This is a genomic window from Bacillus sp. NEAU-242-2, assembly GCF_027853835.1.
Lineage (GTDB): Bacteria > Bacillota > Bacilli > Bacillales > Bacillaceae > Bacillus > Bacillus velezensis.
Window position 1 is genome coordinate 818,142 of record NZ_JAPNNY010000002.1, and the last position, 15,397, is coordinate 833,538.

At 50.9% G+C, this 15,397-nt stretch carries 16 protein-coding genes; 8 read left to right on the forward strand and 8 right to left on the reverse strand.

From position 1 onward, the window contains the following. The first annotated feature begins 194 nt into the window (after nt 1-194). The 6 genes from hutP to OWN49_RS09175 all read left to right on the forward strand — a co-directional run bounded on the left by hutP (nt 195) and on the right by OWN49_RS09175 (nt 7,652). Nucleotides 195-641 carry a hut operon transcriptional regulator HutP gene (gene hutP / locus OWN49_RS09150; RefSeq protein WP_004393292.1) on the forward strand — a complete coding sequence of 149 codons (447 nt, stop codon included), beginning with the start codon at nt 195-197 and terminating at the stop codon, nt 639-641. 112 nt (nt 642-753) lie between these two features. Next, on the forward strand, nt 754-2,292 hold the full coding sequence (gene hutH / locus OWN49_RS09155; RefSeq protein ID WP_004393290.1) for a histidine ammonia-lyase: 1,539 nt from the start codon (nt 754-756) through the stop codon (nt 2,290-2,292). Beyond that, nucleotides 2,289-3,953 carry a urocanate hydratase gene (gene hutU / locus OWN49_RS09160; RefSeq protein ID WP_176283609.1) on the forward strand — a complete coding sequence of 555 codons (1,665 nt, stop codon included), beginning with the start codon at nt 2,289-2,291 and terminating at the stop codon, nt 3,951-3,953. The genes hutH and hutU overlap by 4 nt, the downstream gene beginning before the upstream one ends. A 1-nt stretch (nt 3,954) precedes the next feature. Further along, nucleotides 3,955-5,220 carry an imidazolonepropionase gene (gene hutI / locus OWN49_RS09165; protein WP_071392476.1) on the forward strand — a complete coding sequence of 422 codons (1,266 nt, stop codon included), beginning with the start codon at nt 3,955-3,957 and terminating at the stop codon, nt 5,218-5,220. Further along, complete coding sequence (gene hutG, locus OWN49_RS09170; protein WP_176283610.1) at nt 5,213-6,163, forward strand: formimidoylglutamase; 951 nt, start codon at nt 5,213-5,215, stop codon at nt 6,161-6,163. The genes hutI and hutG overlap by 8 nt, the downstream gene beginning before the upstream one ends. A 70-nt stretch (nt 6,164-6,233) precedes the next feature. Continuing rightward, complete coding sequence (locus OWN49_RS09175) at nt 6,234-7,652, forward strand: amino acid permease (RefSeq protein ID WP_004393284.1); 1,419 nt, start codon at nt 6,234-6,236, stop codon at nt 7,650-7,652. Between the two features lie 40 nt (nt 7,653-7,692). Here the strand turns inward: OWN49_RS09175 and OWN49_RS09180 are convergent, their stop codons facing one another. From OWN49_RS09180 to OWN49_RS09210, 7 genes are all read right to left on the reverse strand, one after another. Next, nucleotides 7,693-8,994 carry a pyrimidine-nucleoside phosphorylase gene (locus OWN49_RS09180; protein ID WP_102422091.1) on the reverse strand — a complete coding sequence of 434 codons (1,302 nt, stop codon included), beginning with the start codon at nt 8,992-8,994 and terminating at the stop codon, nt 7,693-7,695. Nucleotides 8,995-9,021: 27 nt separating this feature from the next. Beyond that, nucleotides 9,022-10,203, reverse strand: coding sequence for a NupC/NupG family nucleoside CNT transporter (locus tag OWN49_RS09185; protein WP_004393280.1), 1,182 nt, complete (start codon nt 10,201-10,203; stop codon nt 9,022-9,024). Nucleotides 10,204-10,295: 92 nt separating this feature from the next. Continuing rightward, nucleotides 10,296-10,964, reverse strand: a complete 669-nt coding sequence (gene deoC, locus OWN49_RS09190; RefSeq protein WP_004393277.1) for a deoxyribose-phosphate aldolase — start codon at nt 10,962-10,964, stop codon at nt 10,296-10,298. A 90-nt stretch (nt 10,965-11,054) separates the two neighbouring features. Then, entirely contained in the window at nt 11,055-11,996 is a 942-nt protein-coding gene (locus OWN49_RS09195) for a sugar-binding transcriptional regulator (protein ID WP_025650021.1), read from the reverse strand. Nucleotides 11,997-12,066: 70 nt separating this feature from the next. Further along, a complete protein-coding gene (gene yidA / locus OWN49_RS09200) occupies nt 12,067-12,879 on the reverse strand; it encodes a sugar-phosphatase (protein WP_071392479.1) in 813 nt (270 codons plus the stop codon). Between the two features lie 68 nt (nt 12,880-12,947). After that, the gene (locus tag OWN49_RS09205) at nt 12,948-13,472 is read right to left on the reverse strand and encodes a hypothetical protein (RefSeq protein ID WP_014306122.1); all 525 of its coding nucleotides are present in this window, start codon (nt 13,470-13,472) and stop codon (nt 12,948-12,950) included. After that, complete coding sequence (locus OWN49_RS09210) at nt 13,462-13,881, reverse strand: DUF3255 family protein (RefSeq protein WP_015387486.1); 420 nt, start codon at nt 13,879-13,881, stop codon at nt 13,462-13,464. Before OWN49_RS09210 ends, OWN49_RS09205 begins: the two co-directional genes overlap by 11 nt. A 111-nt stretch (nt 13,882-13,992) precedes the next feature. Between OWN49_RS09210 and OWN49_RS09215 the strand changes: the two genes are divergently transcribed. Then, nucleotides 13,993-14,379, forward strand: a complete 387-nt coding sequence (locus OWN49_RS09215; protein ID WP_004393267.1) for a hypothetical protein — start codon at nt 13,993-13,995, stop codon at nt 14,377-14,379. A 160-nt stretch (nt 14,380-14,539) separates the two neighbouring features. Further along, nucleotides 14,540-14,902 carry a hypothetical protein gene (locus OWN49_RS09220; RefSeq protein WP_060673804.1) on the forward strand — a complete coding sequence of 121 codons (363 nt, stop codon included), beginning with the start codon at nt 14,540-14,542 and terminating at the stop codon, nt 14,900-14,902. Between the two features lie 50 nt (nt 14,903-14,952). Here the strand turns inward: OWN49_RS09220 and OWN49_RS09225 are convergent, their stop codons facing one another. Further along, the gene (locus tag OWN49_RS09225; RefSeq protein WP_004393261.1) at nt 14,953-15,345 is read right to left on the reverse strand and encodes a hypothetical protein; all 393 of its coding nucleotides are present in this window, start codon (nt 15,343-15,345) and stop codon (nt 14,953-14,955) included. Nucleotides 15,346-15,397: the final 52 nt, after the last annotated feature.

Here is a 15,397-nt window from a genome sequence, read left to right on the forward strand (position 1 = left end):
CAACGCTCCATTTTATGACGCGGATGGCGGAAATATGTGATCAACAGCGCCGGCTTCCCGATGTACCGCTTTAATACAATAGCAATCTGATTTGTGAAAGACTGGAAAAAAAGTTTTGACTTCTGATTCGCAAACACTTAATATAAAAAACAGTTACTAGTTATCAGAATATTTAAGAATTGAGTGAAGCATATATGACCTTACACAAAGACCGCCGCATCGGGCGATTGTCCGTCCTTCTTCTGCTTCATGAGACTGAAGAAAACCAGCAGATCAGCCGGCTGGAACGGGACGGCTGGAAAGTCTGTCTCGGCAGGGTGGGTTCAATGGATGCGCATAAGGTGGTAGCTGCAATTGAAACCGCTTCCAAAAAGAGCGGCGTCATTCAATCTGAGGGTTATCGCGAATCACATGCGCTGTATCATGCCACAATGGAAGCTTTGCACGGAGTGACGCGGGGCGAAATGCTGCTTGGCTCGCTGCTTCGTACCGTGGGCCTGAAGTTTGCCGTCTTGCGGGGAAATCCGTATGAAAGCGAGGCGGAAGGCGATTGGATCGCCGTTTCCCTTTACGGCACGATCGGAGCTCCGATTAAGGGGCTTGAGCACGAAACATTCGGAGTCGGAATTAATCACATATGAATCAGCCCATAGATTTCAGATGATAGGGGGCTATGCGTGAAATATCATTTTCATGGCATAGCTCCTTTTTGTATGGGCGCTTTACCAAAGTAAAGAAAAAGGGGTTGAAATGATGGTAACGTTAGACGGTTCCTCACTGACAACCGCAGATGCCCAGCGTGTGCTGTTTGATTTTGAAGAGGTTCAAGCATCTGCCGAAAGCATGGAACGTGTGAAAAAAAGCAGGGCGGCGGTTGAACGGATCGTTCAAGAAGAGAAGACCATTTACGGGATTACGACGGGGTTCGGCAAGTTCAGCGATGTGCTGATTCAAAAAGAAGACGCCGCGGATCTGCAGCTGAATCTGATTCTTTCTCACGCGTGCGGCGTCGGTGATCCGTTTCCGGAATCTGTATCGCGGGCCATGCTGCTTTTGCGCGCCAATGCCCTGCTGAAAGGCTTTTCCGGCGTACGGACTGAGCTGATTGATCAACTGCTCGCGTTTCTCAATCATCGCATTCACCCGGTCATCCCGCAGCAAGGGTCACTGGGGGCGAGCGGAGATTTGGCGCCGCTTTCTCATCTTGCACTGGCGCTTATCGGGCAAGGCGAAGTCTTTTACGAAGGGGCCCGGATGCCGGCTGCTCATGCTTTAGAAAAGACAAACCTTCAGCCGGCCGTCCTGACCTCTAAAGAAGGGCTCGCGCTGATCAACGGAACGCAGGCCATGACCGCGATGGGACTGATCGCTTACCTCGAGGCCGAAAAGCTGGCCTATCAGTCGGAACGGATCGCGAGCTTAACGATCGAAGGCCTTCAGGGCATTATCGATGCGTTCGACGAGGACATTCATGCCGCCCGCGGATATCAGGAACAGATGGATGTCGCAGAGCGAATCCGCTATTACTTGTCAGACAGCAAGCTGACGACCGTCCAAGGGGAGCTGCGTGTCCAGGACGCCTATTCGATCCGCTGTATCCCTCAGGTCCACGGCGCATCATGGCAGACATTAGCGTATGTAAAAGAAAAATTAGAAATTGAGATGAATGCCGCGACAGATAACCCGCTCATTTTCGAAGACGGCGCCAAAATCATCTCGGGCGGAAACTTTCACGGACAGCCGATCGCCTTTGCCATGGATTTTCTCAAAGTGGCGGCGGCCGAGCTTGCGAATATTTCTGAACGCCGTATCGAACGGCTTGTGAATCCGCAGCTGAATGACCTGCCGCCCTTTCTGAGCCCTCAGCCCGGCTTACAATCCGGAGCGATGATCATGCAATATGCGGCGGCCTCCCTCGTGTCAGAAAATAAAACCCTGGCCCATCCCGCCAGTGTCGATTCCATTCCTTCATCGGCAAACCAGGAGGATCACGTCAGCATGGGAACCATCGCCTCAAGGCACGCCTACCAGATCATCGCGAATACGAGACGGGTGCTTGCCGTTGAAGCCATTTGCGCGCTGCAGGCCGTGGAATACCGGGGTGCGGAACATTGCGCCTCGTACACAAAACAGCTCTATCTCGAAATGAGAAACATCGTGCCGTCCATACAAGAAGACCGCGTGTTTTCTTATGACATCGAACATCTGAGTGACTGGCTGAAGAAGGAGTCTTTTCTGCCGAATGAGCATCACCAAAAACTGATGACCAATGAAGGAGGACTTACAAGATGACTGATGTAAAGAAATCAATCCGCGCCGGCCGCGGCACCGAACTTGAATGCTTAGGATGGGAGCAGGAAGCCGTGCTCCGCATGCTCCGAAACAACCTTGACCCGGAGGTTGCCGAAAAGCCGGAGGATCTGATCGTATACGGCGGCATAGGCAAGGCCGCGCGAAACTGGGATGCTTTTCACGCGATTGAGCGCTCCCTCAAAACGTTAAAAGATGATGAAACACTGCTGATCCAATCCGGAAAACCGGTCGGACTGTTCCGCACGCACAGCCGCGCGCCCCGCGTCCTGCTGGCTAATTCGGTCCTCGTGCCGAAATGGGCGGATTGGGAGCATTTCCATGACCTCGAGAAAAAAGGACTGATGATGTACGGGCAAATGACCGCCGGCAGCTGGATTTATATCGGTTCACAAGGTATTTTGCAAGGCACCTATGAAACCTTTGCGGAGCTTGCGAGACAGCATTTCGGCGGCAGTCTGAAAGGAACCCTTACGCTGACGGCCGGACTTGGCGGAATGGGAGGCGCCCAGCCGCTGTCCGTCACGATGAATGATGGCGTCGTCATCGCCGTTGAAGCGGATGAAACACGGATTGATAAACGGATAGAAACAAACTATTGCGACCGGAAAACCGCATCAATTGACGAAGCGCTGCGCTGGGCCGAAACAGCCAGACAAGCCGGAGAACCTTTATCGATCGGCCTTCTCGGCAATGCGGCAGAGGTGCATCATGAGCTTTTGAACCGCGGCGTCCATATTGACATCGTGACCGATCAGACTTCCGCTCACGACCCGCTGATCGGCTATATTCCGGCAGGATACTCACTTGAGGAGGCCGACCGCCTGCGCCGGGATCAGCCTGATTTATACGTAAGGCTTTCCAAGCAGAGTATGAAAAAGCATGTGGAAGCCATGCTCGCCTTCAAGAAAAAAGGTGCCGTCGTCTTTGATTACGGCAACAATATCCGCCAGGCTGCCAAAGATGAGGGACTCGCCGATGCTTTTGATTTTCCGGGATTCGTTCCCGCCTACATCCGGCCTTTATTTTGTGAAGGAAAAGGGCCGTTCCGCTGGGCCGCGCTGTCCGGTGACCCTGAAGATATATACCGCACGGACACTTTATTAAAAGAGCTGTTTCCAGAAAATCAAGCCCTTCACCGCTGGATTGACATGGCGCAGAAAAAAGTCACGTTCCAAGGCCTGCCGTCCCGTATTTGCTGGCTCGGCTACGGTGAACGGGAAAAGATGGGGCTCGCCATCAATGAATTGGTCAGAAACGGCGAGCTGAAAGCCCCGATTGTCATCGGAAGAGACCATTTAGACTGCGGATCTGTCGCCTCTCCGAATCGGGAAACAGAAGCGATGAAAGACGGAAGCGACGCGGTCGGCGATTGGGCGGTGCTGAACGCGCTGATCAACACGGCATCAGGCGCAAGCTGGGTTTCTTTTCACCACGGCGGGGGCGTCGGCATGGGGTATTCCCTTCACGCGGGAATGGTCGCGGTCGCTGACGGCAGCATCCTTGCGGAACAACGGCTTTCCCGCGTTCTGACAAGCGATCCGGGAATGGGCATCATCCGCCATGCGGACGCAGGTTATGAAAAAGCGGTTCAAGTCGCCGAGGAACAAGACATTATGATACCGATGAAAAAGGAGCGGTAACATGCCGAAACAAATAGATACCATACTCACCAACATCGGCCAGCTGCTGACGATGGAATCCGGCGGCCCCCGATCAGGCGGAAGCATGCAGGATCTTCAAGTCACGGAAGATGCCGTCATCGGCGTTCACGACGGGCGCATTGTTTTTGCCGGACATCAAGGAGCGGAGAAAGGATACGAGGCAAGAGACATTATCGACTGCGGGGGACGGCTCGTCACCCCCGGCCTCGTCGATCCCCATACCCATCTTGTATTCGGAGGGTCCCGCGAAAAAGAACTGAATTTAAAAATTCAGGGTATGTCTTATTTGGATATTCTGGCGCAAGGCGGCGGTATTTTGTCAACGGTCAAAGACACGAAAGCCGCCTCCGAAGAAGAACTGATTGAAAAAGGGCTTTTTCACCTCGGACGCATGCTGTCATACGGCATCACGACCGCGGAAGTAAAAAGCGGGTACGGACTCGACAAAGACACGGAGCTGAAACAGCTGACCGCGGCGAAAAAACTGGGTGAGCGCCAGCCGGTCGACCTCGTCACGACCTTTATGGGAGCACACGCCATTCCGCCTGAGTACCGGAACAGCCCTGACGAATTTCTGAATCGCATGCTGCAGCTTTTGCCTGACATAAAAGAAAAAGGCCTTGCGCAATTTGCCGATATTTTCACAGAAACAGGCGTCTTTACCGTCAGCCAGTCACGGGACTACCTGAAAAAGGCGGCTGAAGCTGGTTTCGGCTTGAAAATTCATGCTGATGAGATTGACCCGCTCGGCGGCGCGGAATTGGCGGCAGAGCTGCATGCTGTTTCTGCCGATCATTTGGTGGGGGCGTCTGACGCAGGCATCGAAAAGCTGGCGGAGTCCGGAACAATCGCCGTCCTGCTGCCGGGCACGACTTTCTATCTCGGAAAACACACTTATGCGAGAGCCCGGGAGATGATTGATGCGGGCGTACGGGTCAGTTTGGCGACTGACTTCAACCCGGGCAGCTCACCGACGGAAAATCTCCAGCTCATTATGTCGATTGCCGCGCTTCATTTAAAAATGACCGCAGAAGAAATCTGGCACGCTGTCACCGTTAACGCTGCGTATGCGATCGGAAAAGGCGAAGAGGCCGGACAAATTAAAGCCGGACGGGCGGCTGACATTGTCATTTGGGAAGCGCCGAATTACATGTATATCCCGTATCATTACGGCGTCAATCATGTCCGCCGTGTCATCAAGAACGGAAAGACGGTCGTTTCAAGGGAGGGAGCCGCTCTTGGATAAGTATCCGTTTCTGCAAAAAGCCGGCTCCCTCTTCAACGACCGCCATGTGACAAGGATCGGCGATGTGACGGAAGCATGGGCGGGACAAACGATCAAAGGGCCGGCTTTGATCGGCGTTCCGCTTTCTAAGTCGTCAATCAGCCATTCCGGCGCCTGCTTTGCACCCGGTGCGATCCGCCGGGCGCTCGGCGGCATTTCCGCATATTCCGCGGAGCTGCGGGAGCATGTCATTGACCATCTGTACGATATCGGCGATATTCAGATTCACGTCACGGATGTCGTCAAATCTCACGAACACATTTATCGGACCATTTATGATATTCTGACGGACCAGCCTGACTGGGTGCCCGTCATTCTCGGCGGCGACAACTCCATCAGTTATTCCGCCATTAAAGCCATTGCGGAAACGAAAGGAACAACGGCCGTCTTTCAATTCGACGCCCACCACGATGTCCGCAACACAGAAGACGGAGGACCGACAAACGGCACGCCGTTCCGCCGTCTGTTAGATGAAAACATCATAAGCGGACAAAACCTGATTCAGCTTGGAATCAGGGAGTTCAGCAACAGCTTGGCATACGAACAATATGTAAAAGAACGTCAGGCAGACGTGCATACAATGGAGATGATCCGGGAGAAAGGGCTTCTCCGAACGATACAAGACACTTTGCCGGCCGTTCAAAAAAGAGCCGACGCCATTTTTATTTCGGTTGATATGGATGTGCTGGATCAAGCTCATGCGCCCGGCTGTCCTGCGATCGGCCCCGGAGGCCTGTATACCGAGGAACTGCTTCAGGCGGTCAGGTATTTAGCCCAGGAGGCTGACATCTCGGGCATTGAGATCGTTGAGGTTGATCCGACACTTGATTTTCGCGATATGACAAGCCGGGCAGCCGCACACGTCATTTTACATGCATTGAAGGGATTTAAATTGTCACGTTAAAGTCAAACCCGGCACGCGTGCTCTCGGCTGCCGGAAGATTCTCATGCCACGCAAAAAGGGGGAGATCACGATGGATGTTGATCAAGGCGGCAATCAACTAAAGCGCACGATGAAAAGCAGGCACTTATTTATGATTTCATTGGGAGGGGTCATCGGCACGGGGCTGTTTTTGAGCACAGGGTATACATTGAGCCAGGCCGGGCCGGGCGGGACGATCGCCGCTTACCTGATCGGCGGCTTGATGATGTATCTTGTCATGCAGTGTCTCGGAGAATTGTCAGTAGCCATGCCTGTGACCGGTTCATTTCAAACGTATGCGACAACGTTTATCGGGCCGTCCACGGGGTTTATGGTCGGTATCATGTATTGGGTGAATTGGGTGGTGACGGTAGGATCGGAGTTTACAGCTTCCGGTATCCTCATGCAGCGCTGGTTTCCCCACAGCAGCGTCTGGATGTGGAGCGCGATTTTCGCGGCTCTCCTTTTTGCCGCCAATGCATTCTCCGTTAAATTGTTTGCAGAAACAGAGTTTTGGTTTTCCAGCGTCAAAATCGTCACCATCCTTTTATTTATCATCTTAGGCGGCGCCGCGATGTTCGGTTTGATTTCATTGCACGGTTCGGGTGAAGCTCCGATGCTGTCGAATTTCACCTCACACGGCGGACTGTTTCCGAACGGCTTTCTTGCGGTTTTCATCGCAATGATTTCCGTAAGCTTTGCCTTTTCAGGGACGGAGCTGATCGGAATTACAGCGGGTGAAACCGCCAATCCGGCAAAAGATATTCCGCGTTCGATCCGAAATGTCGCCTGGAGAACGGTCATCTTTTTTATCGGCGCCATTTTTGTGCTGTCCGGACTGATCTCCTGGAAGGAAGCCGGTGTGATTGAAAGTCCGTTTGTCGCGGTCTTTTCCCAGATCGGTATCCCATACGCCGCAGATATCATGAACTTCGTGATTTTAACGGCTTTGCTTTCGGTCGCCAACTCCGGACTGTATGCTTCCACCCGGATGCTGTGGTCTCTTGCGAATGAAAACATGATCAGCGCCCGGTTCAAAAAAGTCACGCCGAAAGGCATTCCGCTGAATGCCCTGCTCGCCAGCATGGCCGTTTCCTGCATATCCTTGATCTCAAGCATCGCCGCCCCGGGCACGGTCTACGTAGTGCTCGTGGCAATAGCCGGATTTGCCGGCGTCGTGGTGTGGATGAGCATCGCCCTGTCTCAGCTGTTATTTCGAAAACATTATGTGAAAAACGGCGGACGCGTCGCGGATCTGACCTTCCGCACACCGTTATACCCTCTCGTTCCGATCGCCGCTGTGATCTTATGTTTCGCTTCATGCGTAGGCCTTGCATTTGATCCCAATCAAAGAATCGCCCTCTTCTGCGGAATTCCTTGTATGATCCTGTGCTATCTCATTCGTTTTTTGAGAAAGAAACAGCCGAAACAATCCGTCCGTGACATTCATTTGGATAAAACCATGCCATAAAAAAAAGGCGCATACTGATGAGGTATGTGCCTTTCTTCTGTTATTCCGTAATCAGCGTATGAATCAGTTTCGGCGCTGCCGCTTTTTCTGAGATGCGGATGTTGTCATAGACTTTGGCGGTCACGTCGTCAACGTTTTCGCGGTTGGCGTAAAGGGTGACGAGCGGCTCGCCTTTTTCAACTTTGTCACCGACTTTTTTGCGGAGCATAATACCGACGGCTAGGTCGATTTCGTCCTCTTTTGTCGCACGTCCCGCGCCTAACAGCATCGCTGCGACACCGATTTCGTCAGCGACGATTTCTGAAACGACACCCGCTTCTTTTGCCGGAACGTCAATTTTGTACGCCGCTTGCGGAAGTTTGGACGGTTCGTCAACGACGGAAGCGTCTCCTCCCTGATTGCTCAGGAACTCTTTGAACTTTTCAAGCGCTTTGCCGTTTTTCATGACTTCCTGAAGCTTCGTTCTCGCTTCTTCCAATGTCTCAGCTTTTTTCGCCAATACGACCATTTGGCTGCCGAGCGTGAGGACGAGTTCGTTTAAGTCTTCAGGCCCTTCCCCTCTTAATGTATCAATGGCTTCTTGTACTTCCAGGGCATTCCCGATCGCAAAACCGAGCGGCTGCGACATGTCAGAAATCACGGCCATCGTCTGGCGGCCGACGTTGTTTCCGATGCGGACCATTGCTTTGGCGAGGTTCACGGCGTCTTCATCCGTTTTCATAAACGCGCCGGCTCCCGTTTTGACGTCAAGCACGATGGCATCTGCTCCGGCGGCGATTTTTTTACTCATAATTGAGCTTGCGATCAGCGGGATGGAGTTCACCGTACCCGTTACATCACGCAGCGCATACAGCTTTTTATCGGCAGGCGTCAAGTTCCCGCTTTGTCCGATGACGGCTACCTTGTCGCGGTTCACAAGCTTGATGAATTCATCTTTTGACAATTCCACGTGGAAGCCTTCGATCGCTTCCAGCTTATCAATGGTTCCCCCCGTATGGCCAAGGCCCCGGCCGGACATTTTAGCGACGGGAACGCCGAGCGCCGCGACGAGCGGAGCGAGTACGAGAGTTGTCGTGTCGCCGACCCCGCCCGTAGAGTGTTTGTCGACCTTAATGCCTTCAATGGCGGAGAGATCAATCGTTTCCCCTGAATTGACCATCGCCATTGTCAGATCGGCGCGCTCCTGATCCGTCATATCCTGAAAGTAAATCGCCATAGCAAGGGCGCTTGCCTGGTAATCAGGGATGCTTCCGTCCGTATATCCTTTTACGAAAAATTGAATTTCTTCTGTTGTCAATTCTTTTCCATTTTGTTTTTTTACAATAAGATCTACCATTCTCATGATCTATCACCTGTCCTTCATTTATGTTCAGTGAATCAATCCGACGATCGCCGCTGTCAGGAAGCTGACGAGCGTTGCGCCGTACAGCAGCTTCAGCCCGAACCGCGCGACGACGTTTCCTTGTTTTTCATGCAGCCCTTTCACCGCACCGGTAATGATCCCGATAGAGGAGAAATTCGCGAATGAGACAAGGAATACAGATACCACTGCCTGTGTATGCGCGCTGAAATGGAAATCGCCGGATGAGAGCGTCTGCATCGCCACAAATTCATTCGATACCATTTTCGTCGCCATAATGCTTCCGGCGCTCACCGCTTCATTCCACGGAATACCGGTTAAAAACGCAAACGGCGCGAATACATATCCGAGCAGCGCCTGGAATGTAATGCCGAAAACCGCGTTAAAAACGCCGTTGACCAGGGCAATGAGTGCGACAAATCCGATCAGCATCGCCGCTACGACAACGGCGACTCTGAATCCATCCATTATATACTCACCGAGCACTTCAAAAAAGGATTGCTTTTCTTCTTCAGGAACGACGATCAAATCCTCTTCTTTGCTGACGGTGTACGGGTTGATGATAGAAGCGATGATAAATCCGCCGAATAAGTTCAGCACAAGCGCCGTCACGACGTATTCAGGCTTCAGCATCATCATGTAAGAACCGACGATCGACATTGAGACCGTCGACATTGCGGACGCGCAAAGCGTGTATAAGCGCTGTTCAGTAAGATAACCGAGCTGTTTTTTCAAACTGATAAAGACTTCTGATTGCCCTAAAATCGCGGATGCGACAGCGTTGTAAGATTCGATTTTCCCCATTCCGTTCACCTTGCTTAACGCAAGTCCGATATACTTCGTGATAAAGGGGAGGACCTTCCAATGCTGCAGAATTCCGATTAAAGCGGATATAAAGACGATCGGCAGAAGCACGCTCATGAAGAACGTCGTCTGTTTCGCATTCACAAGCCCGCCGAATACAAAGTTAATCCCTTCTGATGCATATTCCAGCAAGTAGTTAAATCCTTTTGCAAAACCGCCGACAAGAAAATTCCCGATACCGGTGTTGAGGAGAATATAACCGAGAATCAGCTGCAGCACGAGCATGACGGCGATCGGCCGGATTCTGATTCTTTTTTTGCCGTTGCTGGCAAGCCAGGCAAGACCTAAAAACACAATGATTCCGATAATTCCGATGAGATACTTCATATGTGTTCTCCTTTTATTTGTATTCGCTTACAATTTTTTATGCATCAACAAAGAAAGAGGATGGCGGAAGCTTTCAGCTTCCGCACTGCTGATTAATAGTCGCTGCTGCCGCTGTCTCCGCCGCTCACGATAGAGACGCCCGCACTTGCGCCGATCCGGCTCGCGCCCGCAGCGATCATGCTGTCAACATCAGCTTTTGTTCTGATGCCGCCTGATGCTTTGACCCCGATGTCCGGTCCGACTGTTTTTCTCATGAGAGCGATATCTTCAGCCGTTGCCCCGCCTGTAGAAAAACCGGTAGACGTTTTGACGAAATCGGCGCCTGCGGATACCGCCAAGCGGCACGCACGCTCTTTTTCTTCATCTGTCAAAAGGCATGTTTCGATGATCACTTTGACGAGCGCTTTTTTATCAGCTGCTTCAACTACCGCGCGGATATCAGCTTCAACCGCTTCATCATCGCCGTCTTTTAATGCGCCGATATTGATGACCATGTCCACCTCAGTGGCTCCTTTTGAGATGGCATCCTTCGTTTCAAATGCTTTTGTTTCCGATGTCGTTGCGCCGAGAGGAAATCCGATAACGGTGCAAACGTCAACTCCCGTGCCCTTCAGTTCCTCCGCTGCGAGTTTGACCCAAGTCGGGTTCACACAAACGGAAGCGAATTTATATTCTTTTGCTTCTTTTATCAGTTGTAAAATATCCGCTTTTTGTGTATGCGGTTTCAAAGCAGTATGGTCTATTTGACTTGCAATTGACATTGTATGCACTTCCTTTTTCCTAGGATACGTTTAGAATAACCGAATTTTGAACATATGTAAATTGGTAATTGAAATTATGTTCAAGAATTGTCACAATTCTTGAATGAGTTTTTTGGCCGTATGCTGATCGGTAATCAAAACGTTGGCGTACTTTCCTTTCAGGGCACCGTGAATGGCTTTGCATTTTCTGCTGCCGCCCGCCACCAGAATCGAACGCTCTTTCATTTTCAAGTCGCTGAGCTCAACTCCGATCGTCCTGCCGTTAATGCTGCTGCTGCAAATCCTGCCTTCCGCGTCAAAAAAGCGCGAACAAATATCGCCGACTCCGCGTGCTTTCAGCAATTGTTTCTCTTCTTCCCGGAAATAGCCGAGTCTGAAAAGCAGCGCCTCATCCCGGACGGTTCCGACCGTAAACAGGGCGATATTGGCTTGTCTGCCCATTTCAATGATCCGCTTAATATGCCTGTCCCGCTCGACCATCTGCTTCACATCAGCGCTGTCAAATATAACCGGCAGCGGCAAATACCTCGGCATGGTCTGAAATGCTTCGGCGAACAGCTGAATCGTTTCTGACGAATACGTATTGACATTGGAATGACTGATGCCGCCTTTCAGCTGCACGACTTCAACGCTCTTTACCTGCTTCGGCTCCATGCGGCTTGCGATCTGATACATTGTCGTCCCCCAGCTTACGCCGAGTATATCGCCGTCCTTTACGGTTTTATGCATATAGTCTGCGCCATAGCGGCTTAAGTAATGTGTAATGGCCTGGTAATCGTCGCTTGGAGAAAAGACGACGTGCGCCTCAAGCAGCCCGTATTTTTCTTCCAGCTTTGCGCCGAGTTCGTCCAGATCCTCAAACGGGTCCATGACGCGAATTTGCACATACCCTTTTTCCTTTGCGTACTGAAGCAGCCTTGAAACGGTGGGGCGTGACAGATTAAGCCGTTCGGCGATCTGCTGCTGGCTGTAATCTGATTGATAATATAGTTTTGCCGCTTCTATGCTGAGCTGCTGTTTTTCACGATCCATGTCGCGCCTCCCCTCTCCGCTTATCATATCACCAAAACACGCGGTAAAAAAGCACCCTCTGATGGGGTGCCTATTTTTTCAGCACAAGCTCCTGAATCGCATGCGCCACGCCGTGTTCGTTATTTGATTTCGTTTCAAAATCAGCAATCTCCCTTACTTCCGGGATGGCATTGGCCATTGCCACACCGCAGCCGGCCCACTGAATCATGGACATGTCGTTGCCGTTATCGCCGATTGCCATGACGTCTTTCTGTTCAATGCCGAGTTTTTCGGCCAGCAGCTTGACCGCGTTTCCTTTACTGACTTTCGGGTGAAGAATCTCATGGAAGAATGGCGCGCTTTTGACCATTGTGTATGTTTCCCTGAATGATTCCGGAATGGAAGCGATCGCTTTCTCCAGCTTGTCCGGATCGTCAATGAACATGACTTTCGGAATCAGAATATCCTTCGGCACTTCATCGATCGTGCGGAAATGAAGCGGCACTTTCGTGATATATGATTCGTAAACCGTGTATTCACTGATATCCCGGTTCGGCGTGTACAGATTGGCTGTGTCAAAGTAATGCATCGGGGTATCCAGCTGTAAGCTCAGCTCGTAAAGCGACTCCAAATCTTCAAAGCCTAATGACTGCTCGGCCACGACACCGTTTGTATACGTATTTTGGACGAGTGCGCCGTTATAGGCAATCACAAAGTCGCCTTCTTCCTGTAAATTCAGCTCTTCCAAATACCGACGCACGCCGCCGATCGGCCGTCCCGTGCACAGGACGATATTGACCCCTTCCGCTTTGGCGGCATCAAGCGCCCCGCGGACTTCAGCCGTCACTTCATGATGATCGTTTAATAGTGTTCCGTCCATATCTATTGCGATTAACTTGTACATCCTGCATCTCCTTTGTATCCTTTTCTGCTTATGCTTTCATCATATCGTTTTTTCGTTTCAATGAAAAATCAAACGGACAAGTTTCTCCGCCTTCTCTTCGTATACCGGGCCTGCCTCCGGATGCGGGGCCGTCTTTTCCCCTTGTCAGCTTGTTCGCCGCCGTCATCTGTTTTCTGCTTCAAGAGCATCAGCCCCGCCGCAAAGAAAGGGACGGCCGCTATGTCCAGAAGGGCAAGCTTTATTCCCATCGCTGCGGGAAAGTATGCCCATAATGAACGGCTGTTCCGCCTGATCATGATATAAGAAACGATTTCCAGCAGGATAAACAGAGCGTTCACCCATAAGTAAATGAGCATCGCCGCAAACAGAAACAGCAGGAGCGTATTCCGCAGCGTGCCGGAAAACAGAAGAGCGCGCATCATATCAAAGAATGAAAAAGACTGCATGCTGCCGTTGACGACATTGGGATTATAAATGGTAAAACGCCCGAACTGATCAAAAAGCATAAAAAATAACCATAACAGTGAAAACCATTGAATGATATGTACGATGACACCCGTCAAAACGAGTCTGTCGGCAGCCTTATTTCTCATGTGCATCCTCCCCGCCGGTTTTTATTCTTGTCATTGTTTTTGTTTCTCCGTATATCTTCCAAATGAGCGTATCGTTTTTTCCTCTTTTCAACGTGCTTTTGACGGGGTGCGGATGTCCGAGGTATTCAATCTCGATCGTTCCGTCCGTGTTTTGTGAGACCACCTTGTAAACATCTGAGGGCATGGGAACCTCGCCGCGGCCTTTAATGACCTGCTTTGTCAGCACGCTGTCTTTCGTAAACGTAACGGTTTCAGATCTGACCCCGTCCATCGGGCCCGGTTTCAGCCCCGCATCCCATGTCCCGTAATAAAAAGGGGGTTCGTCTGCTTTCTTTTGCGAGCAGCCTGTTATCATGACGCATCCGATAACAAGAACCGTCATGATGAAAATCCGTATGTTCCGCAACATGATCACCTTCTTTTGAAGCTTTTTTTACGCCTGTAAGTTAGGCGGATGCCGTGGCACTGTGCAATTGACTACATAGTGTATAAAGACTTCACTAGATAAGGAGAATGATGAATGAACCCATATCAGTACTACACCCCATCTGCCTATTTCCCTCAGCAGCAGGAATACGAAGTGAGCCCCGTTGAGTATGAGCCGTATCAGCAGCAGGAAAGCTATTATTATGCGCCCCCTCAGTCTGAAGAGCGGCAGCCGACGGCTTTAGAACGGAGAGTCGCCCAACTTGAAAGACAAAACGCCCAGCAAACGAGAGAGCTCACCCGCCTCTCACAAGAAGACCAGCGCCAAAACCGGGAAATCACGCGTATGAATGAGCAGATCAGACGGCTGAGCCAGTCCATTGAAATCCATACCCGCCGCTTAAACCGTTTGAATCAGCGCCTGCGCGCAGTCGAAAACAGACTCAATATTCCTTTTCACGCTACAGAAGGCGGCTTCTGAGAAAAAGGGCCGGAATACAAAGCTCGACAGGCCATCCCGAGCCTTGTATTCCGCTCTGTACATAACAGGTAAATATTTGAATCCCCTTCTTGCATGAATGCCTCTCCTATTCTTTCACATGATAAATGTGTAAAATCAATCACTCCGGGAGGTATTCATGATGTATCAAAACCAATACAGCGGAAATCAGCTGCAGCAATGCCGCCAAACAGCACAGCAGCTTATTCAGCAGACACAGCAAAGCAGTCAGCAGTACAAGCAAATGCTCCAGCAGGAACAGCAAAACATTCAAATGCTTCAGCAGATGCTTAACCATGAACAGCATGCCGTTCATACCATTCAGCAAGCGCTGCAGGGGCATGAAATGGCCATTCAGAAATGCCAGCAAATCGTGAATGTGTGCAATCAGCTTCAGCAGGAAGTAAGCGGACACATGCCTGCACCGATGGCAAACGCTAATGTTTCTTCATTCCCGCAAACACAGCATCACACACCGTTTCAGCAGCATTCATACCAGCAATAGGCCGGTCATGCAAATGACAAAGCGCGAGATACCGGCTTTGTCATTTGTTTTTATCTCTGTTTTGTCAGATCAATGCGTTGAGCGGGTTTTCCGCCGAATTTTTCCTCCGCCTCATGCCTTACCGCTTCAAACGCTCTTGCTTCGACGTTTTGTTTAAACACATCAAGCTGTATTAAATAAGCCGCCCGCACTTTCAGCCCGTGGATGATGGAGATGACCCATAAAGGCAGCACGATATACACGCCCGGCGTGCTCGGCAGAACAAAAGCAATTGCTAAAATAATAAAATAGATAAGTCCGTATTTCAGCCATTTTTTGTTCTTGGCCCGGTAGCCGATATAGAAAAAGGCCAAGAAAGCGGTCAGCCCAAACGGCGCGAAAGTCAGCAGCAGCCACCAGCTGTGCAGCACTTCCCACCAAGTCCCTCTTTTCGTAATCAACATTCATTCCTCCTCCTTTACTACTATAACATGGATAATCAAGGAAGGTTTTCTA

Coding starts and splice junctions, on each gene's coding strand:
- hutU (WP_176283609.1), top strand. CDS start 2,289: ATGACTGATGTAAAGAAATCAATCCGCGCCGGCCGCGGCACCGAACTT.
- OWN49_RS09215 (WP_004393267.1), top strand. CDS start 13,993: ATGAACCCATATCAGTACTACACCCCATCTGCCTATTTCCCTCAGCAG.
- hutH (WP_004393290.1), top strand. CDS start 754: ATGGTAACGTTAGACGGTTCCTCACTGACAACCGCAGATGCCCAGCGT.
- OWN49_RS09210 (WP_015387486.1), bottom strand. CDS start 13,881: ATGTTGCGGAACATACGGATTTTCATCATGACGGTTCTTGTTATCGGA.
- hutP (WP_004393292.1), top strand. CDS start 195: ATGACCTTACACAAAGACCGCCGCATCGGGCGATTGTCCGTCCTTCTT.
- OWN49_RS09175 (WP_004393284.1), top strand. CDS start 6,234: ATGGATGTTGATCAAGGCGGCAATCAACTAAAGCGCACGATGAAAAGC.
- yidA (WP_071392479.1), bottom strand. CDS start 12,879: ATGTACAAGTTAATCGCAATAGATATGGACGGAACACTATTAAACGAT.
- OWN49_RS09195 (WP_025650021.1), bottom strand. CDS start 11,996: ATGGATCGTGAAAAACAGCAGCTCAGCATAGAAGCGGCAAAACTATAT.
- deoC (WP_004393277.1), bottom strand. CDS start 10,964: ATGTCAATTGCAAGTCAAATAGACCATACTGCTTTGAAACCGCATACA.
- OWN49_RS09185 (WP_004393280.1), bottom strand. CDS start 10,203: ATGAAGTATCTCATCGGAATTATCGGAATCATTGTGTTTTTAGGTCTT.
- OWN49_RS09220 (WP_060673804.1), top strand. CDS start 14,540: ATGTATCAAAACCAATACAGCGGAAATCAGCTGCAGCAATGCCGCCAA.
- OWN49_RS09205 (WP_014306122.1), bottom strand. CDS start 13,472: ATGAGAAATAAGGCTGCCGACAGACTCGTTTTGACGGGTGTCATCGTA.
- OWN49_RS09180 (WP_102422091.1), bottom strand. CDS start 8,994: ATGAGAATGGTAGATCTTATTGTAAAAAAACAAAATGGAAAAGAATTG.
- hutI (WP_071392476.1), top strand. CDS start 3,955: ATGCCGAAACAAATAGATACCATACTCACCAACATCGGCCAGCTGCTG.
- OWN49_RS09225 (WP_004393261.1), bottom strand. CDS start 15,345: ATGTTGATTACGAAAAGAGGGACTTGGTGGGAAGTGCTGCACAGCTGG.